16 protein-coding genes are annotated in these 13,706 nt (G+C 70.1%); 5 read left to right on the top strand and 11 right to left on the bottom strand.

Annotation, left to right across the window (positions count from 1 at the left end):
- Nucleotides 1-33: 33 nt before the first annotated feature.
- Both VZF99_RS13345 and VZF99_RS13340 read left to right on the top strand, forming a co-directional pair.
- A complete protein-coding gene (locus tag VZF99_RS13345) occupies nucleotides 34-330 on the top strand; it encodes a GNAT family N-acetyltransferase (RefSeq protein ID WP_067719316.1) in 297 nt (98 codons plus the stop codon).
- A gap of 126 nt (nucleotides 331-456) precedes the next feature.
- Entirely contained in the window at nucleotides 457-990 is a 534-nt protein-coding gene (locus VZF99_RS13340; RefSeq protein WP_407335026.1) for a CD225/dispanin family protein, read from the top strand.
- A gap of 19 nt (nucleotides 991-1,009) precedes the next feature.
- Here the strand turns inward: VZF99_RS13340 and VZF99_RS13335 are convergent, their stop codons facing one another.
- The 5 genes from VZF99_RS13335 to VZF99_RS13315 all read right to left on the bottom strand — a co-directional run bounded on the left by VZF99_RS13335 (nucleotide 1,010) and on the right by VZF99_RS13315 (nucleotide 5,032).
- Nucleotides 1,010-1,426, bottom strand: a complete 417-nt coding sequence (locus VZF99_RS13335; RefSeq protein WP_253002462.1) for a CoA-binding protein — start codon at nucleotides 1,424-1,426, stop codon at nucleotides 1,010-1,012.
- A gap of 96 nt (nucleotides 1,427-1,522) precedes the next feature.
- Nucleotides 1,523-2,416, bottom strand: a complete 894-nt coding sequence (ppk2, locus tag VZF99_RS13330) for a polyphosphate kinase 2 (RefSeq protein WP_407335025.1) — start codon at nucleotides 2,414-2,416, stop codon at nucleotides 1,523-1,525.
- Nucleotides 2,417-2,419: 3 nt separating this feature from the next.
- Complete coding sequence (locus VZF99_RS13325) at nucleotides 2,420-3,220, bottom strand: exodeoxyribonuclease III (protein WP_119192770.1); 801 nt, start codon at nucleotides 3,218-3,220, stop codon at nucleotides 2,420-2,422.
- A 56-nt stretch (nucleotides 3,221-3,276) separates the two neighbouring features.
- The gene (locus tag VZF99_RS13320) at nucleotides 3,277-4,353 is read right to left on the bottom strand and encodes a GNAT family N-acetyltransferase (protein WP_407335024.1); all 1,077 of its coding nucleotides are present in this window, start codon (nucleotides 4,351-4,353) and stop codon (nucleotides 3,277-3,279) included.
- Nucleotides 4,346-5,032: a peptide deformylase gene (locus VZF99_RS13315; RefSeq protein ID WP_119192768.1), complete on the bottom strand. Its 687-nt coding sequence runs from the start codon at nucleotides 5,030-5,032 to the stop codon at nucleotides 4,346-4,348. The genes VZF99_RS13320 and VZF99_RS13315 overlap by 8 nt, the downstream gene beginning before the upstream one ends.
- Before the next feature lie 183 nt (nucleotides 5,033-5,215).
- Here VZF99_RS13315 and VZF99_RS13310 point away from each other — a divergent pair, with 183 nt between their 5' ends.
- The 3 genes from VZF99_RS13310 (at nucleotide 5,216) to VZF99_RS13300 (ending at nucleotide 6,805) form a co-directional block, all read left to right on the top strand.
- The gene (locus VZF99_RS13310; RefSeq protein WP_083249858.1) at nucleotides 5,216-5,554 is read left to right on the top strand and encodes a DUF3263 domain-containing protein; all 339 of its coding nucleotides are present in this window, start codon (nucleotides 5,216-5,218) and stop codon (nucleotides 5,552-5,554) included.
- Nucleotides 5,555-5,569: 15 nt separating this feature from the next.
- On the top strand, nucleotides 5,570-6,364 hold the full coding sequence (locus VZF99_RS13305; RefSeq protein WP_407335023.1) for a LytR C-terminal domain-containing protein: 795 nt from the start codon (nucleotides 5,570-5,572) through the stop codon (nucleotides 6,362-6,364).
- A gap of 90 nt (nucleotides 6,365-6,454) precedes the next feature.
- On the top strand, nucleotides 6,455-6,805 hold the full coding sequence (locus VZF99_RS13300) for a hypothetical protein (RefSeq protein ID WP_407335022.1): 351 nt from the start codon (nucleotides 6,455-6,457) through the stop codon (nucleotides 6,803-6,805).
- Nucleotides 6,806-6,941: 136 nt separating this feature from the next.
- Here VZF99_RS13300 and VZF99_RS13295 read toward each other — a convergent pair whose 3' ends face one another.
- From VZF99_RS13295 to VZF99_RS13270, 6 genes are all read right to left on the bottom strand, one after another.
- Nucleotides 6,942-7,310, bottom strand: a complete 369-nt coding sequence (locus VZF99_RS13295) for a monovalent cation/H(+) antiporter subunit G (RefSeq protein WP_067719292.1) — start codon at nucleotides 7,308-7,310, stop codon at nucleotides 6,942-6,944.
- Nucleotides 7,307-7,534, bottom strand: a complete 228-nt coding sequence (locus VZF99_RS13290; protein WP_067719517.1) for a monovalent cation/H+ antiporter complex subunit F — start codon at nucleotides 7,532-7,534, stop codon at nucleotides 7,307-7,309. The genes VZF99_RS13295 and VZF99_RS13290 overlap by 4 nt, the downstream gene beginning before the upstream one ends.
- Before the next feature lie 65 nt (nucleotides 7,535-7,599).
- Complete coding sequence (locus VZF99_RS13285; RefSeq protein WP_407335021.1) at nucleotides 7,600-8,406, bottom strand: Na+/H+ antiporter subunit E; 807 nt, start codon at nucleotides 8,404-8,406, stop codon at nucleotides 7,600-7,602.
- Between the two features lies 1 nt (nucleotide 8,407).
- Complete coding sequence (locus VZF99_RS13280) at nucleotides 8,408-10,033, bottom strand: Na+/H+ antiporter subunit D (RefSeq protein WP_067719289.1); 1,626 nt, start codon at nucleotides 10,031-10,033, stop codon at nucleotides 8,408-8,410.
- Nucleotides 10,030-10,659: a Na(+)/H(+) antiporter subunit C gene (locus tag VZF99_RS13275; RefSeq protein WP_067719286.1), complete on the bottom strand. Its 630-nt coding sequence runs from the start codon at nucleotides 10,657-10,659 to the stop codon at nucleotides 10,030-10,032. The genes VZF99_RS13280 and VZF99_RS13275 overlap by 4 nt, the downstream gene beginning before the upstream one ends.
- Nucleotides 10,656-13,700, bottom strand: a complete 3,045-nt coding sequence (locus VZF99_RS13270; protein ID WP_407335020.1) for a Na+/H+ antiporter subunit A — start codon at nucleotides 13,698-13,700, stop codon at nucleotides 10,656-10,658. Before VZF99_RS13270 ends, VZF99_RS13275 begins: the two co-directional genes overlap by 4 nt.
- Nucleotides 13,701-13,706: the final 6 nt, after the last annotated feature.

Below are 13,706 nucleotides of genomic sequence, written 5' to 3'. Positions count from 1 at the left end.
GCGGGTGGAACACGCCCTGCAGAAGGAGTTCTGATGTCCCCTGTAACGTCGCTCAAGCTGGTCCACAACACCGATAGAGACCGCTTCGAACTGTGGGACAGCGAGACCTTCATGGGTCTCGTCGGGTACGAGAAGGACGGCGACGTCTACATCCTGCTCCATACAGTGATCGAGGAGCGGTACGGCCAGCAGGGGATCGCTCGCCTGCTGGTCAGCCTGGTCCTCACCCGCATGCGGCTCGATGAGCTCAAGATCCGGCCGGTCTGCAGCTACGTGCGGCGGTTCCTTGTTCGCTTCCCGGAATATCAGCTCCTGGTCGCCCAGCCGTGACAGACGCGGGGCGGTGACCGTGGCCCGCGGTGACCATTGTCAGCCGGCCGACGAGCGGCGGAGAAGGGGCCGGGAGAGCGGGACGTAGTCTGACCCCAGACGACCAGCTACCCGGAGAGGACTCCCATGACCTACCCGCCCCAGGGGAACACTGCCGACGGCGACTCGACCGGTGGCGACGATGCGAGTCGGGGCTCCTACGGCCAGAACCCGTACGGCCAGGGCACATACGGACAGAGTCCGTACAGCCAGGGCTCGTACGGACAGACCGACTACGGCGCGCAGGCCCCGACCGGCTACGGCGCGCAGACCCCGACCGGTTACGGCGCGCAGACCCCGACCGGCTACGGCGCACAGACCCCGTCCTTTGCCGGGGCGGGCGGGTACGGGACCACCTCGGAAGCTCGCCCCGGCCCGCCGTCGAACGTCGGCTGGGCGGTCGCGTCGATCCTCTTCTTCTGGCCGCTGTCTTTCGTCGCGATGACCCGCGCGCTGGACGTCTACCCGCTGTGGGCCGCCGGTCGCCACGCCGAAGCCGAGGCCGCCAGTGCGACCGCCAAGAAGCTCGGTATCCTCTCGCTGGCGATCGTGGCAGTCCTCATCGTGCTGTACTTCATCTTCATCTTCGCGATGGTGGGACTGGCCTCGAGCGGCTTCTAGACCCGGCCGGGTTCGCGGTTCACGCCAGGCCCAGACGAGGGGCTTCGATCGCTGGGCACGCGTCCATCACCACGTCCAGCCCGGCATCCTTCGCGCGCTGCGCCGCGGCCTCGTCGATCACGCCCAGCTGCAACCAGACCGCCTTGGCTCCCTTGGCGATCGCATCGTCCACCACGCCACCCGCGAGCTGCGAGTTGACGAACACGTCGACCACATCGATCTCACCGGGAACGGACGCGAGATCCGGGTAGCCCTGCTGACCGTGCACGGTCTCGGCCTTGGGATGGACCGGCACGATCTCATGTCCCAGGTCGCGGACGTAGGCGGCTATCCCGTACGCGGTGCGCGCGGAGTTGTTGGACAGGCCGGCGACGGCCCAGCGGCCCTTCTCGGTGAGCAGGCGCGTGATGACGGCGGGGTCATTGGAATGGCTCATACCCAGTTCAAGGCCCCCCGCCGCCCAGACATTCCCCGCGCGGCTCCGCCAGGCCTGTGCGCGGGGACATCGCTCTGCTCGCTGGCGCTCCCTCCGCTAGTCCCCGACGGCGTCCTTGCCGCGGCGGACGATCCGCGGGTCCGGGTCGAACACCACCTGGGGGTCCTTGTCCGGGTAATCGAACTGGTTCAGGAAGTAGCGCATCGCGTTGATGCGGGCCCGCTTCTTGTCGTTGGACTTGATGGTGATCCACGGGGCCCATTCGGTGTCCGTCCGACGGAACATCTCCTCCTTGGCCTCCGTGTACTCCTCCCACTTGCCGAGGGACTGCAGATCCATGGGCGAGAGCTTCCATCGCCGGACCGGGTCGAGCTGCCGGATCGCGAACCGGGTCTTCTGCTCCTCCCGGGTGACCGAGAACCAGAACTTGGTTAGACCGACCCCGGACTCGACCAGCATTTTTTCGAACATGGGCGCCTGCTCCATGAACGTCTCGTACTGGGAATCGGTGCAGAAGCCCATCACCCGCTCCACGCCGGCGCGGTTGTACCAGGAGCGGTCGAACAGCACGAGCTCACCGCGGCTGGGCAGATGGGCCACGTACCGCTGGAAGTACCACTGGTACATCTCGGTTTCGGTCGGCTTGATCAACGCGACGACGCGGGCCTGGCGGACGTTGATGTACTCGGTGAACCGCTTGATCGTCCCGCCCTTGCCGGCGGCGTCGCGACCCTCGAACACGATCACCTGCCGGTGCCCGGTCTCGGCCTGCCAGTTCTGGAACTTCAGCAGCTCGATCTGCAGCAGGTACTTCTCGACCTCGTACTGGTTGCGGTCCAGTCGCTCGTCGTACGGGTAGTTCTCCCGCCAGGTGTCGACGGCCCGGCCGTGGATGTCGATGAGGTCCGGGTCCTCGCCGTGGTCGTCGCGGACCGTGAACCCCTCGGCGCGCAGGCGGTCGATGTAGCGCCGAAGCTGGAACGTGGACATGGCTCAGTCGAGGTCCACGACGACGGGCGCGTGGTCGGAGGCGCCCTTGCCCTTGCGCTCCTCGCGGTCGATGGACGCCCCGGTCACGCGGGCGGCCAGGGCGGGGGAGTGCAGCTGGAAGTCGATCCGCATGCCCTTGCGCTTGGGGAAGCTGAGTCCGGTGTAGTCCCAGTAGGTGTAGACGCCGGGCCCGGGGGTGTGTTCGCGGGTGACCTCGCGGAAGCCGGCGCCGTCGAACGCGGCGAATGCGAGCCGCTCGGGTCCGGAGGTGTGGGTCTTGCCCTCGAAGACCTCCGGGTCCCACACGTCCTCGTCGAGCGGCGCGACGTTCCAGTCACCCACCAGGGCGATCTGGGCGGCGGAGTCGGCGGCCAACTCGGCGGCGGCGTGGTCACGCAGGCGGGCCAGCCACTCCAGCTTGTACGTGTAGTGCGGGTCGCCCAGCTCACGGCCGTTGGGGACGTAGAGGCTGTACACGCGGACGCCGTCGCAGACCGCCGAGATCGCGCGGGCCTCCGGGTCCTGCGAGACCTCGGGATCCTTGTGGAAGCCGGGCATGTCGTCGAAGCCCAGACGCACGTCCTCGAGCCCCACCCGGGAGGCCACGGCGACCCCGTTCCACTGGCTCAGCCCGTGGTGGGCGACCTCGTACCCGAGCTCACGGAACGCGTCTTCGGGGAACTGCTCGTCCTTGCACTTGGTCTCCTGCATCGCCAGGACGTCGACGTCGGACCGTTCGAGCCACGCGAGCACGCGGTCTTTCCGGGCACGGATCGAGTTCACATTCCAGGTGGCCAGACGCATGCGCCCGAGTGTATTGCCCTCCGCGCGGCGGTGTCACCGTGGGAGCGCAGCCGGTGTCAGTCGACGACGACGAGGTGGCGCAGCGAATGGTGCGGCTGCAGTCCGAGCTTGGCCCACAGGCCGCGCCCGGCGGAGTTGTCCGCGAACACGTGCAGGTGACATTCCTGCGCGCCGAGGCCGAGTCCCCACTCCACGAGCGAGCCGGTGACCACCTCGGCCAGGCCGCGGCGGCGGTGGGCGTCCGCGGTCTGCACGCAGGACACGGCGATCCGCGGGTGGCCGTCGGGTCCGACGGTGACGGCGCCGCGGGCGATTGCGGCCAGTTCGCCGCCGGACTCGAGCCGGGCGAACACCGCGTGGCCGCCGGGGCCGGGTTCGCCGGCGTCCGGTCCGGAGGCGACGAGCCCCGCGGTGGCGAGCATCGCCGGCCGGACTCGCTCGGGGTCGAGGTCGGCGGTGGCGTGGTAGAGCGCCAGCCAGTCGTCGTTGGGGCGCTCGGCCAGGGTGACCGCCGGCCGGGTGGGGGCGGGGAACGCCTCGTCGACCACCGCGAGCAGGTCGCGGCTGTCGGCGGTGCACAGCAGGAGGTCGCGGTCGGCATGGATCCGCGAGGCGTCCACCGGGGCGCCGTCGAGTTTCATTCGCTCGGATTTCACCAGCCGGTCCACGTCCACCAGGCGCAGCGGCAGGCCGCGGGCGGCGTACCAGTCGCGCACCCCGTCCAGGTCCTCGCAGTTGGCCCACGGCAGGACGGGCACCGCGGAGTTCCCGCGGTAGGACCAGTCGTCGCCGGCGCGGCAGAACCAGCCGTCGACCACCTCGTACTCCGGTCCGGGCCACGCCAGGGCGCCGGCGTACTCGTGCGCCCGGATGTCGCGGGCCCGCACCGGCCGCGGCGGGATCACCTTGAGCACCGCGATGTCGGCGTCCGCGATCCGCACCTGCTCACCGGACTCGCGGGCCACGACCAGTTCCGGCTCGAGCTCCACCACGCGACCGATGACGTCCGTGTACAGGTGCGAGGTCTGGCCCGCCTCCAGGTGGCGACGCACCACCACGCGATCGCCCACCGCCACCCGGCGGCCAGCGTTCCACCGGGACCGTTCCGACAGGCCCCGGTCCTGCTCAGCCATGGTCGGTGCCGACCTCGTCGTCGTAGTCATTGTCGTTGTCGTGGTCGTCATCGTCTTCATCGGCGAACGGGTCCGGGTCGGAGGCCGGATCCCAGCTCAGGCCGGGTACGCCCCACCCGGCGTCACGGATGTGGCGCTTGGCGGCCTTTCGGTTCCGTCCGATGAGGCCGTCGGTGTAGAGGAAACCGTCGAGGTGGCCCACCTCGTGCTGCAGGCAGCGGGCGAACAGTCCGTACCCCTCCACCGAGACGGGCTCGCCGTGCTCGTCGGTGCCCGTCACGCGCGCCCACCAGGCGCGACCGCGCGGGAAGTTCACCGCGGGAACGGACAGGCAACCCTCGAGGTCGTCCTCCGGATCCGGCATGGTCTCCGGGATCTCGGACGTCTCCAGGACCGGGTTGACCACGCATCCGCGCCGGTTCAGCCAGCCGCCGCGCGCCTCGACCTCCTCGCGGGTCACGCCCTCGCCGTCCTCGGTGTCCAGGTCGGGACAGTCGTAGACGAACAGCCGCTTGCGCACGCCGATCTGGTTGGCGGCCAGGCCCACCCCGTTGGCGGCGTCCATCGTGTCGTAGAGGTCCTGCACCAGCGCCGCGAGTTCCTCGGGGGACTCGGTGACGGGCTCGGTGGGGGCGTGGAGCGCGGGATCGCCGAGGATGACGATGGGACGGACGGCCATGGTGGTCGATTCTAGAGCGCCGGACATGGCGACGTGTCGGAGGCGTGTGGTTCACTACGGGGGAATCACAAGGGTGTATTTCACCCGCACAGTATTTCACTCGCACGGTATTTCATCCGCACGGTGATTCGGGTAGTGGTCATCAGTGGTCATCAGAGGTCATCACGGTCAGGAGGCAGGCACATGGGTCGGTCAGCCACCGCAGCACGCGAGGTGCAGGGCGAGAAGGACCGCGCGCAGGGGGCGGCCGAGCTCCACGCCGCCGACCCCGTCCTGTCCGAACGAGACCGGGCCATGCTCGAGTTCGAGCGGCAGTGGTGGAAGTTCGCCGGCTCCAAGGAGGAGGCGATCCGGCAGCAGTTCGACATGTCCGGTACGCGCTACTTCCAGATCCTCAACGATCTCATCGACCGCCCCGAGGCCCTGGCCGCGGATCCGCTCCTCGTCAAGCGGCTGCGCCGGATGCGTTCCAGCCGACAGAAGGCACGCGCGGCGCGCAACCTGGGAATGCGGCTCGACTGACCTAGACTCGGCGGCGTGAGCTCCCAGTCCGGAAACCCGCAGTACGACAGCCCGCAGCCCGGCGATGCCGAGTACGGCGATCCCGAGTACGGCGGCGCGCACGGCGCCGACGACCCCTATGCGCCGGGCGACGGCCCGGCCATGGACGAGCCGACCGGCCCGCCGTACCGCGCCATCGCGATGGTGCTGCTGGCCGCGGTCGTGCTGGCGGTCGGCGTCGGACTGGTCCAGCTGTTCGGCGGTGACGAGGACGAGGCGACGCCCACCGCCGACGACACCACCTCCCAGGTCGAACAGGACGCTTCGGCCGGACAGGGCGCCGATGGTCAGACCGGAACCGACGGCGCCGGCGCTGCCACTGCCCCGGGCGACGCCGGGGCCGGTCAGGACGGTGCCGGCGGCGCGGACGGTGCGCCCGGCCGAGGAGCCGACGGGCAGGACCCGCAGTCGGGCGACCCCGCGGCGCCCGCCCCGGGCCAGCCCGCCGGGCAGGTCCCCGGCGGAGCGGTGCCGGACGTGACGTCCGTGCCCGTGCAGATCTTCAACAACAGCACCGTGACCGGGCTGGCCGGCCGCACCGGTGAGACGCTGCGCGAGAACGGGTACGCCGTGGGTGAGGTGGCCAACATGCCGTCCAACCGCGGCGTCGTGGCGGAGTCGACCGCCTTCTACGGCTCCGGCCCCGGCGAACAGCAGGCAGCACAGGCGATCGCCTCCCAGTTGGGCATCACCGCCAAGCCGCGGCCGGCGGATCTCGCGGACGAGGCACCAGGGGTGATCGTGATTGTCACCCAGGATCTCGACCGCTGACCCCTGAGGATATGATGAGCCCACGCATTCCGTTCCGCGGGATGCGCGCGCAGTAGCGACTTGCAGCTTCCCGAGATCGAAGGAGCCCCCATGGCCCCGCGTCAGACCGCCCGCCGCCTCCTGGTCGCGGCTCCCGCACTCGCCCTCGCGTTCGCCGTGGCCGCGTGCAGCCCGCCCAACGAGCAGCCGGCCGAGGCCGACGCGCCGTACACGCTGCCCAGCTACACCGAGGACGCCGCGCCGACGAGCTCGATCCCGGAGACGCAGGAGACCGACGTGCCCGAGGGTGCCGGCGACTTCGAGCCCGGCGTGGCGGAGACGGGCACTCCCGGTGGCGAGGGCGGCGACGAGGGCGGCGGCCAGGCCACCACCGACGACGGCGTGGTCGTCCCGGGAACCGGACAACAGGCCGGCAACGCCCCGGCGCAGCCCGCCCCCTGAGCAGTCCGCCCCTGACCTGACGGGTCGGCACCACCCCCGGACGACGAGAAGAGCGTCCCGCACACGTTCCCCGAGAGGGACAGGTGCGGGACGCTCTCCTCGTTGAGCCGGCGGCCGGCCCCGGCCGCGCGACGGTTCAGTTGGCGGCGCTGCCGTCGAGGCCCGACCCGGTGAACTTCTCCAGCACCGGGGCCTCGTGGGTGATGGTGCCGTCCTCGACGCTCTCCCGGTAGGCGAGGTTGCCCACGCGGTTCGCGATCACCGGCGCCGTGCACACGGCGACGATCGCGGCCAGCACTAGCATGCCCAGGTCGATGTCCGGGAAGATCCGGATCCCGGCGCCGAGCAGGATCAGCACGAGGCCGAGGACCTGCGGCTTGGCGGCCGGGTGCATGCGGCTGAGGGTGTCGCGGAAGCGGACGAGGCCGATCGCGCTGGCCAGTGTCAGCAGCGCGCCGGCGAGGACGAACAGTGCGGAGATGATCTCCACCAGGTCGTTGGTCATGGGAGGGCCTCCTCGGGCGATCCGACGGTGTCGTTCACGCGGAAACGGGCCACGGACACCGAGCCGAGGAACGCCACGAGGGCGAGCGCGACGAGCGCGGCGGCGGGGGTGGTGTCCTTGGACCAGGCGATGTAGACACCGATGCCACCCTGGGCGACCGCGACGAGCGCATCCAGGGAGATCAGGCGGTCGAGGGTGTTGGGGCCGCCGACGAGCCGGATCATGGTGGCGAACAGCGCGGCCGTCAGCGCGATGATGGCCAGACTCCACAGGATGAGCGAGATGATGTTCACCGGGGGGCCTCCTGTTCCGGGGTGGGGCCGTCGGCGTCGTCCGCGTGGTGTGCCGCGTGCTCGGCTGCGGCCTGCTCTGTTTCGGCCTGCTCTGCTTCGACTCGTGCAGCTTCGGGCTTTTCTGCGTCGGTGTGGTCTGCGGGGGGGTGGTCTGCGGCGGCGTGAGCTGGCGCGGCTTGGTTAGCGGCGTGGGGTGCGGATTCCGCGGAGTCCGCGGTGCCCACGGTCGTCGGGGCGCTGTCGGCGGGTGCCGAGTAGTGCTCCGGGCTCGGCTTCCAGTCCTCGTCGCGTTCGAAGGCCCGCTGGTAGAGCGCCTCGATGTGCGCGGTCTGGGATCGGAAATGCTCCACGGCGTCGTCGGTTCCGGTGTTCAGTACGTGGATGTAGACGTAGCGGGCCGCGGGATCGACGCGGACGACGATGCCGCCCGGCATGAGGTTGAGGGTGTTGACGGCCAGGGCCAGGGTGAAGTCGGACTTCAGCCGCATCGGGGCGCGCAGCACGGCGGAGCGCGGGGGCGCCTGGGGTCGGACCGAGAGCCAGGCGACGGCGATCGACGACCGGACGAGGTAGTAGGCCACCACGAGCACCAGCCACACCATCGACACCGGCCGCAGCAGACCCTCGACGGGGACGCGGGGGAGCGGGAGGACGGCCATCACCACGGTCGCGACGATGAGTCCGGCGGCGATGGTGCCGATGTCGATGCTGCCCCACAGCAGGACCCAGGCGAATGCCAGCCACAGGGTCATGAACAGGCGGGCGCCGAGCACCCGCGGCTCCAACGTCATCTTCCGGGCCATGTCAGCGCACCCCCGTCACGGAGTCGACGAAGCGTTCGGGTGTGGCGTCGGTGGGGACGGTCACGAGGTACTCGACACGCTCCCGCAGACTCTCGGCGGCGCCGTCGGTGACCGCGAGCAGCGGGCCGGCGAAGACGGTCATGAGAAGCGAGACGACGATGAGCGCCCACGTCGGGGCCAGCATGCTCCACGGCATCCGCCCGACCTCGTCGCGCTCGTCGAACTCGACGTACTCGTCGGACGGCAGCAGTGCGAGCGGCTTGGCCAGCGCGATCGCGCCCTCGGGGGCGTCCGCCCGGGGCCGCCAGAACGCCTTGGACCACACGCGCACGACCACGTACAGCGTCAGCAGGCTGGTGACCATGGCGCCGGCGACGAGCACCCACATGAGGACCCCGCCGACCTCTGCGCCGGCCTGGACCACGGCGAGCTTGCCGACGAAGCCGGAGAACGGCGGGATCCCGCCCAGGTTGAGCGCCGGGATGAGGAACGTGACGGCGAGGACCGGGCTGACGACGCCGAGGGACCCCAACCGGCGGAGGGAGGACGACCCCGCCTGCCGTTCGATGAGGCCCACGACCAGGAACAGTGTGGTCTGCACGACGATGTGGTGGCCGACGTAGTAGATCGCGGCGCTCAGCCCGGACTCGGTGGACAGGGCGACCCCGAAGATCATGTAGCCGATGTGGCTGACCAGGGTGAACGACAAGATCCGCTTGATGTCCGACTGGGCGATCGCACCGAGGATCCCCACGACCATCGTCAACAGGCCGGCCACCAGGAGGACGCCGTCCATGCTGCCCCCGGGGAACACCAGGGTGTGGAAGCGGATGATCGCGTAGACGCCGACCTTGGTGAGCAGACCGGCGAACACGGCGGTGACCGGGGCGGGCGCGGTCGGGTACGAGTCGGGCAGCCACGTGGACAGCGGGAACACGGCGGCCTTGATGCCGAACGCCACGAGGAACACGGCGAAGATGGTGTGCCGCAGGCCGTCCGGGACCTCGGCCATCCGGGTGGCGACCTGCGCCAGGTTGAGCGTTCCGACGGCGGAATAAGTCAGCGCGATGCCCAGCAGGAAGACCATCGAGGACACCATCGACACGACGGTGTACGACACGCCCGCGCGCACACGTTCCTGACTGGCACCCAGCGTGAGCAGCACGTACGACGCGGCCAGCAGCATCTCGAACCCGACGAACAGGTTGAACAGGTCGCCGGCGATGAACGCCGCGTTCAGGCCGGCGGCCAGCGCGAGGTAGGTGGGCAGGAAGACCGAGGTCGGCTGGTCGCCGTCACCGTCGCGGACACCCTGGCCGACTGCGTAGATGATGACCGTCAGCAGGATCACGGCGGATACGCACAGCATCAGCGCGCTGAGCCGGTCCGCGACCAGGGTGATGCCGACCGGGGCGTCCCAGCCTCCCACCTGGACGGTGTGCATCCCGTGTTGTTCGGTCAGCACCAGCAGGATGCCGGAGATGACCAACACCCCGGTCAGGGTGGCGATCGTGATGACGTTCTGCACCCGCGGTCGGCGGGAGACCACCAGACAGAGGGCGGCCGCCAGCATCGGGGCGAGGACGACCGACGGGATGAGGTAGCCGAAGAGTTCGGGGGAGATCACAGGTCCTCCTCCTTTCCGGCGTCCTTGTTGCGCTTCACGCGTCGATCGATACGTCGGGCCTCCGCCTCGGCGCGGGCCCGTGCCTCCGCGCGAGCGTCGGCCTCGGCTCTGGCCCGGGCCTCCGCGCGGGCTTCGGCGGCGGCCTCGGCTTCGGCCTCCTCGAGGTCCTCGTCGTCGTAGTCGACGTGGTCACCGAGTTCGGTGGGCTGACCGGTGGCGTGGTCGTCGGAGGCGTCACGGTCGGGAGCGGACCAGGCGTCGGTGGGGGAGCGTCGGGCGATCTTGGTGTCCTCGACGTCGTCCGCGACCTCGTCCACGGTGGTGAACTGGTACGAGCGGTAGGCCAGCGCGAGGATGAACGCCCCGACACCGGCGGTGATGACGATGGCCGTGAGGATCATCGCCTGGGCGAGCGGATCGGAGTCGGTGGCGTTGCCGCCCCAGGTCCGGTCGCGGATGGGCGGGTTCCCGGGCGCGCCGCCCGCCGCCAGCAGCAGCAGGTTGACGCCGTTGGACAGGATCATGATGCCCAGCAGGATCTTGATGATGGCCCGCTCGAGCAGCAGATACACCCCTGCGGCGCTGAGGATGCCCGCCAGGAGCAGCAGTGCGAAGTCGGCGGTCATGGCATCCCCCGGGACGTCGTGCCCTGGTTCTCGGCGGCCTTCAGGCGTGCGGCGCGGCGGGCGGCCAGATCGGACCGCGGTGCGGCGCCGTCGACGCCGGGGACGCAGCGCAGGGAGGCGGTGGACGGCGAGTCGGTGGCGTCGACGTAGACGGCGCGGAGTTCCTCGAGGTCCTCGGCGTCCAGGTCGAGTCGGGCGCCGAGGCTGCGGAGGATGTCGAGGACGAGACCGACGACGATGAGGTACACCCCCGCGTCGAAGAACAGTGCCGTGACGAACTTGACGTCCCCGAACACGGGGAGCGTCCCCTCGAAGGTGGCGCTGGACAGGGGAGGCGCCCCGAAGAACATGGAGGCGGTGGCCGTGCCGGCGGCCAGCAGGAGCCCGAATCCGAGGATCCGGCCGGCGTCGATCGGGATGGCCTCCCCGAGTTCGTAACGGCCACCGGCGACGTACCGCAGGACGAGGGCCAGGCCCGCTACGAGACCGCCCGCGAAGCCGCCTCCGGGATTGTTGTGTCCCGCGAAGAAGAAGAACAGGCTCAGGATCATCATGGTGGGGAAGATGAGCCTGGTGGTGACCTCGAGGACGAGGGAGCGGGCACGCGGATCGCGGACGGTCGCCCCGACCAGCCAGCGGCCGGGGGAGGCGCCGGGAGCCTCGACGACGATGCGGGCGGCCTCGATGCCCCGTCGGCCGGAGCGCGTCTTGCCGGCGTCGGCGAGGCGGGGCCCCGAGCCGTAGCGGCGGTTGCGGAAGACCAGGCTGGCCACACCGGTGGCGGCGACGAGCAGCACCGTGATCTCACCGAGGGTGTCCCAGGCGCGGATGTCGACCAGGGTGACGTTGACGGCGTTGGCACCGTTGCCGATGTCGTAGGCGAGGTCCGGGAAGACGGTGGACACGGCGGGCCGCTGGCGGGCGTTGATGGCGTAGGCGCCGACGATCACCACGAGCAGGCCCACCCCGATGCCGAGCCAGGCGCGGGTCCGGCGGAAGCCGTCCGACAACGGGACCTCGGCGGGCATCGTGCGCAGCACCAGGACGAACGCGACCATCAGCAGCGTCTCCACCAGCACCTGGGTGAGGGCCAGGTCCGGGGCGCCGTGGAAGGCGAAGATGATGGCGACGCCGTAGCCGGTGACGGACATGCTGATCACCGCGGCGAGGCGGTTGCGCAGGACGGTGGCGGCGATCGCGGCGACGGTCATGGGGATCATGACGAACAGCACGACCGGGTTGCCCGCCAGCTCCATCCGCAGGCCCTCGCGGGTGCCGACCATAAGGGACGCGAACGGGAACAGCACGAGGGTGAACAGGATGATGCCGAGCGTCAGCGGGAGGGAGCCGCGCTGGATACTCGCGGTCAGGCGCAGTGACAAGAGGTCGAAGAAGCGCAGGACGGCGTCGTAGATGCGGTCGGCGTTACCTAGCGCGGGCGACTCGAACTGCATCCGCTCGACGGTCCGCTGGGCGACGTAGAGCATGGTTCCCAGCACGTACACGACCGCCGTGAGCGCCAGCGGGATACCGACGCCGTGCCACAGTCCCAGGTGGTAGGCCTCGTCCCCGCGCCACGGGCTGCCGGGCGGGAACGCGACATCGACGAACCGGACGAGGAGGTTCTCGACGGGCGCCGACCACAGGCCGAGCACCAGGCCGGCGACGGCGAGGACCGCGGGCACCGAGAGGAACATCGGGTTGACGGGCTTCGAGTCGGCGACCGCGGGGCTGATCCCGTCGGGGAAGGTCGGCTTGTCCCGGAATGCGCCCATGACCAGGCGGGCGGTGTACGAGAAGGTGAGCACCGAGCCCAGTACGAGGCCCGCGGTGACGACGATCGCGGGCATCCCGTGTAGTCGGCCCTCGGTCAGCACGGTGGCGAACGCGGACTCCTTGCCGATGAATCCGAGGAAGGGCGGGAGCCCGGCCATCGAGGCGGCGGCGAGGGTGAAGAACACCGCAAGCGCGGGCCGCGTGCGACCGAGGCCCGACAGCTCGCGGATCTCACGGGTGCCGGTCGTCTTGTCGATCACGCCGACCGCCATGAACAGGGACGACTTGAACAGCGAGTGTGCCAGCAGCATGGTAAGCCCGGCGAGCATGGTGTCCCGGGAGCCGATGCCCACCAGCACGAGCAGGAAACCCAGCTGGGACACGGTGCCGAAAGCCAGCACCAGCTTGAGGTCCGTCTCGCGTAGCGCCCGCCACCCGGCCATGAGCAGTGAGACCAGGCCCAGGGCGATGAGTGGCAGCTGCCAGGTGGACGAGCCGGACAACCCGGGACTGAACGCCGCGACGAGGAAGACGCCGGCCTTGACCATGGCCGCGGAGTGCAGGTACGCGCTCACCGGGGTGGGGGCGGTCATCGCCCCCGGTAGCCAGAAGTGCAGGGGAGCGATGGCGGACTTGCTCGCCGCGCCGATGATGACCAGGGCGAGCGCCCAGTGGACGAGGGCCCCCGACGGTGGGGCCGCGATGATCTCGCTGAGCAGGTACGACCCGGCCTCCTGCGCCAGGATGATCATGCCGACGAGCATCGCCAGGCCGCCGAGGGTGGTCACCAGCAGTGCCTGGGTGGCGGCACGCCGGGACGAGGCCCGCTCGGCGTAATGGCCGACCAGCAGGAAGCTCAGAACGGAGGTGATCTCCCAGAAGATGTACAGCAGGATCATGTTGTCGGCCACGACCAGGCCGAACATGACGCCCGCGAAGGCGACGAGTTCCGCGGCGAACAGGTGGAGTCGCGGTTCGGAGTCGTCGAAGTACCAGGTGCAGTAGAACAGCACCAACGCACCGACGCCGAGTGCGATGAGGGACATCAGTGCGGACAGGGCGTCCATCCGCAGGTCGAGCGCGAGGTGGATGCCGGGAGCCCACTGGATGGACTCCGTGGGTACCCTGTCGAGGTTCGCGGCCACCCACACCGTGCCGGCCGCGGGGACCAACGCCAGGAGCGGGAAGGCGCGGCGTCCGAGCCTGGACACCAACGGGATCGCGATCAGGGCGGCCACAGCATGGGCCGCGAGGATCACGATCACCGGCGG

It is taken from the genome of Dietzia kunjamensis (assembly GCF_045689975.1).
Taxonomy (GTDB): Bacteria; Actinomycetota; Actinomycetes; order Mycobacteriales; family Mycobacteriaceae; genus Dietzia; species Dietzia kunjamensis.
The sequence above is the reverse complement of the archived record's forward strand: the minus strand, read 5'-3'. Positions and strand labels throughout refer to the sequence as shown.

Excerpts from the sequence above, each read along its gene's own strand:
- VZF99_RS13345 (WP_067719316.1), top strand. The coding sequence starts at position 34 with ATGTCCCCTGTAACGTCGCTCAAGCTGGTCCACAACACCGATAGAGAC.
- VZF99_RS13340 (WP_407335026.1), top strand. The coding sequence starts at position 457 with ATGACCTACCCGCCCCAGGGGAACACTGCCGACGGCGACTCGACCGGT.
- VZF99_RS13335 (WP_253002462.1), bottom strand. The coding sequence starts at position 1,426 with ATGAGCCATTCCAATGACCCCGCCGTCATCACGCGCCTGCTCACCGAG.
- ppk2 (WP_407335025.1), bottom strand. The coding sequence starts at position 2,416 with ATGTCCACGTTCCAGCTTCGGCGCTACATCGACCGCCTGCGCGCCGAG.
- VZF99_RS13325 (WP_119192770.1), bottom strand. The coding sequence starts at position 3,220 with ATGCGTCTGGCCACCTGGAATGTGAACTCGATCCGTGCCCGGAAAGAC.
- VZF99_RS13320 (WP_407335024.1), bottom strand. The coding sequence starts at position 4,353 with ATGGCTGAGCAGGACCGGGGCCTGTCGGAACGGTCCCGGTGGAACGCT.
- VZF99_RS13315 (WP_119192768.1), bottom strand. The coding sequence starts at position 5,032 with ATGGCCGTCCGTCCCATCGTCATCCTCGGCGATCCCGCGCTCCACGCC.
- VZF99_RS13310 (WP_083249858.1), top strand. The coding sequence starts at position 5,216 with ATGGGTCGGTCAGCCACCGCAGCACGCGAGGTGCAGGGCGAGAAGGAC.
- VZF99_RS13300 (WP_407335022.1), top strand. The coding sequence starts at position 6,455 with ATGGCCCCGCGTCAGACCGCCCGCCGCCTCCTGGTCGCGGCTCCCGCA.
- VZF99_RS13295 (WP_067719292.1), bottom strand. The coding sequence starts at position 7,310 with ATGACCAACGACCTGGTGGAGATCATCTCCGCACTGTTCGTCCTCGCC.
- VZF99_RS13290 (WP_067719517.1), bottom strand. The coding sequence starts at position 7,534 with ATGATCCGGCTCGTCGGCGGCCCCAACACCCTCGACCGCCTGATCTCC.
- VZF99_RS13285 (WP_407335021.1), bottom strand. The coding sequence starts at position 8,406 with ATGGCCCGGAAGATGACGTTGGAGCCGCGGGTGCTCGGCGCCCGCCTG.
- VZF99_RS13275 (WP_067719286.1), bottom strand. The coding sequence starts at position 10,659 with ATGACCGCCGACTTCGCACTGCTGCTCCTGGCGGGCATCCTCAGCGCC.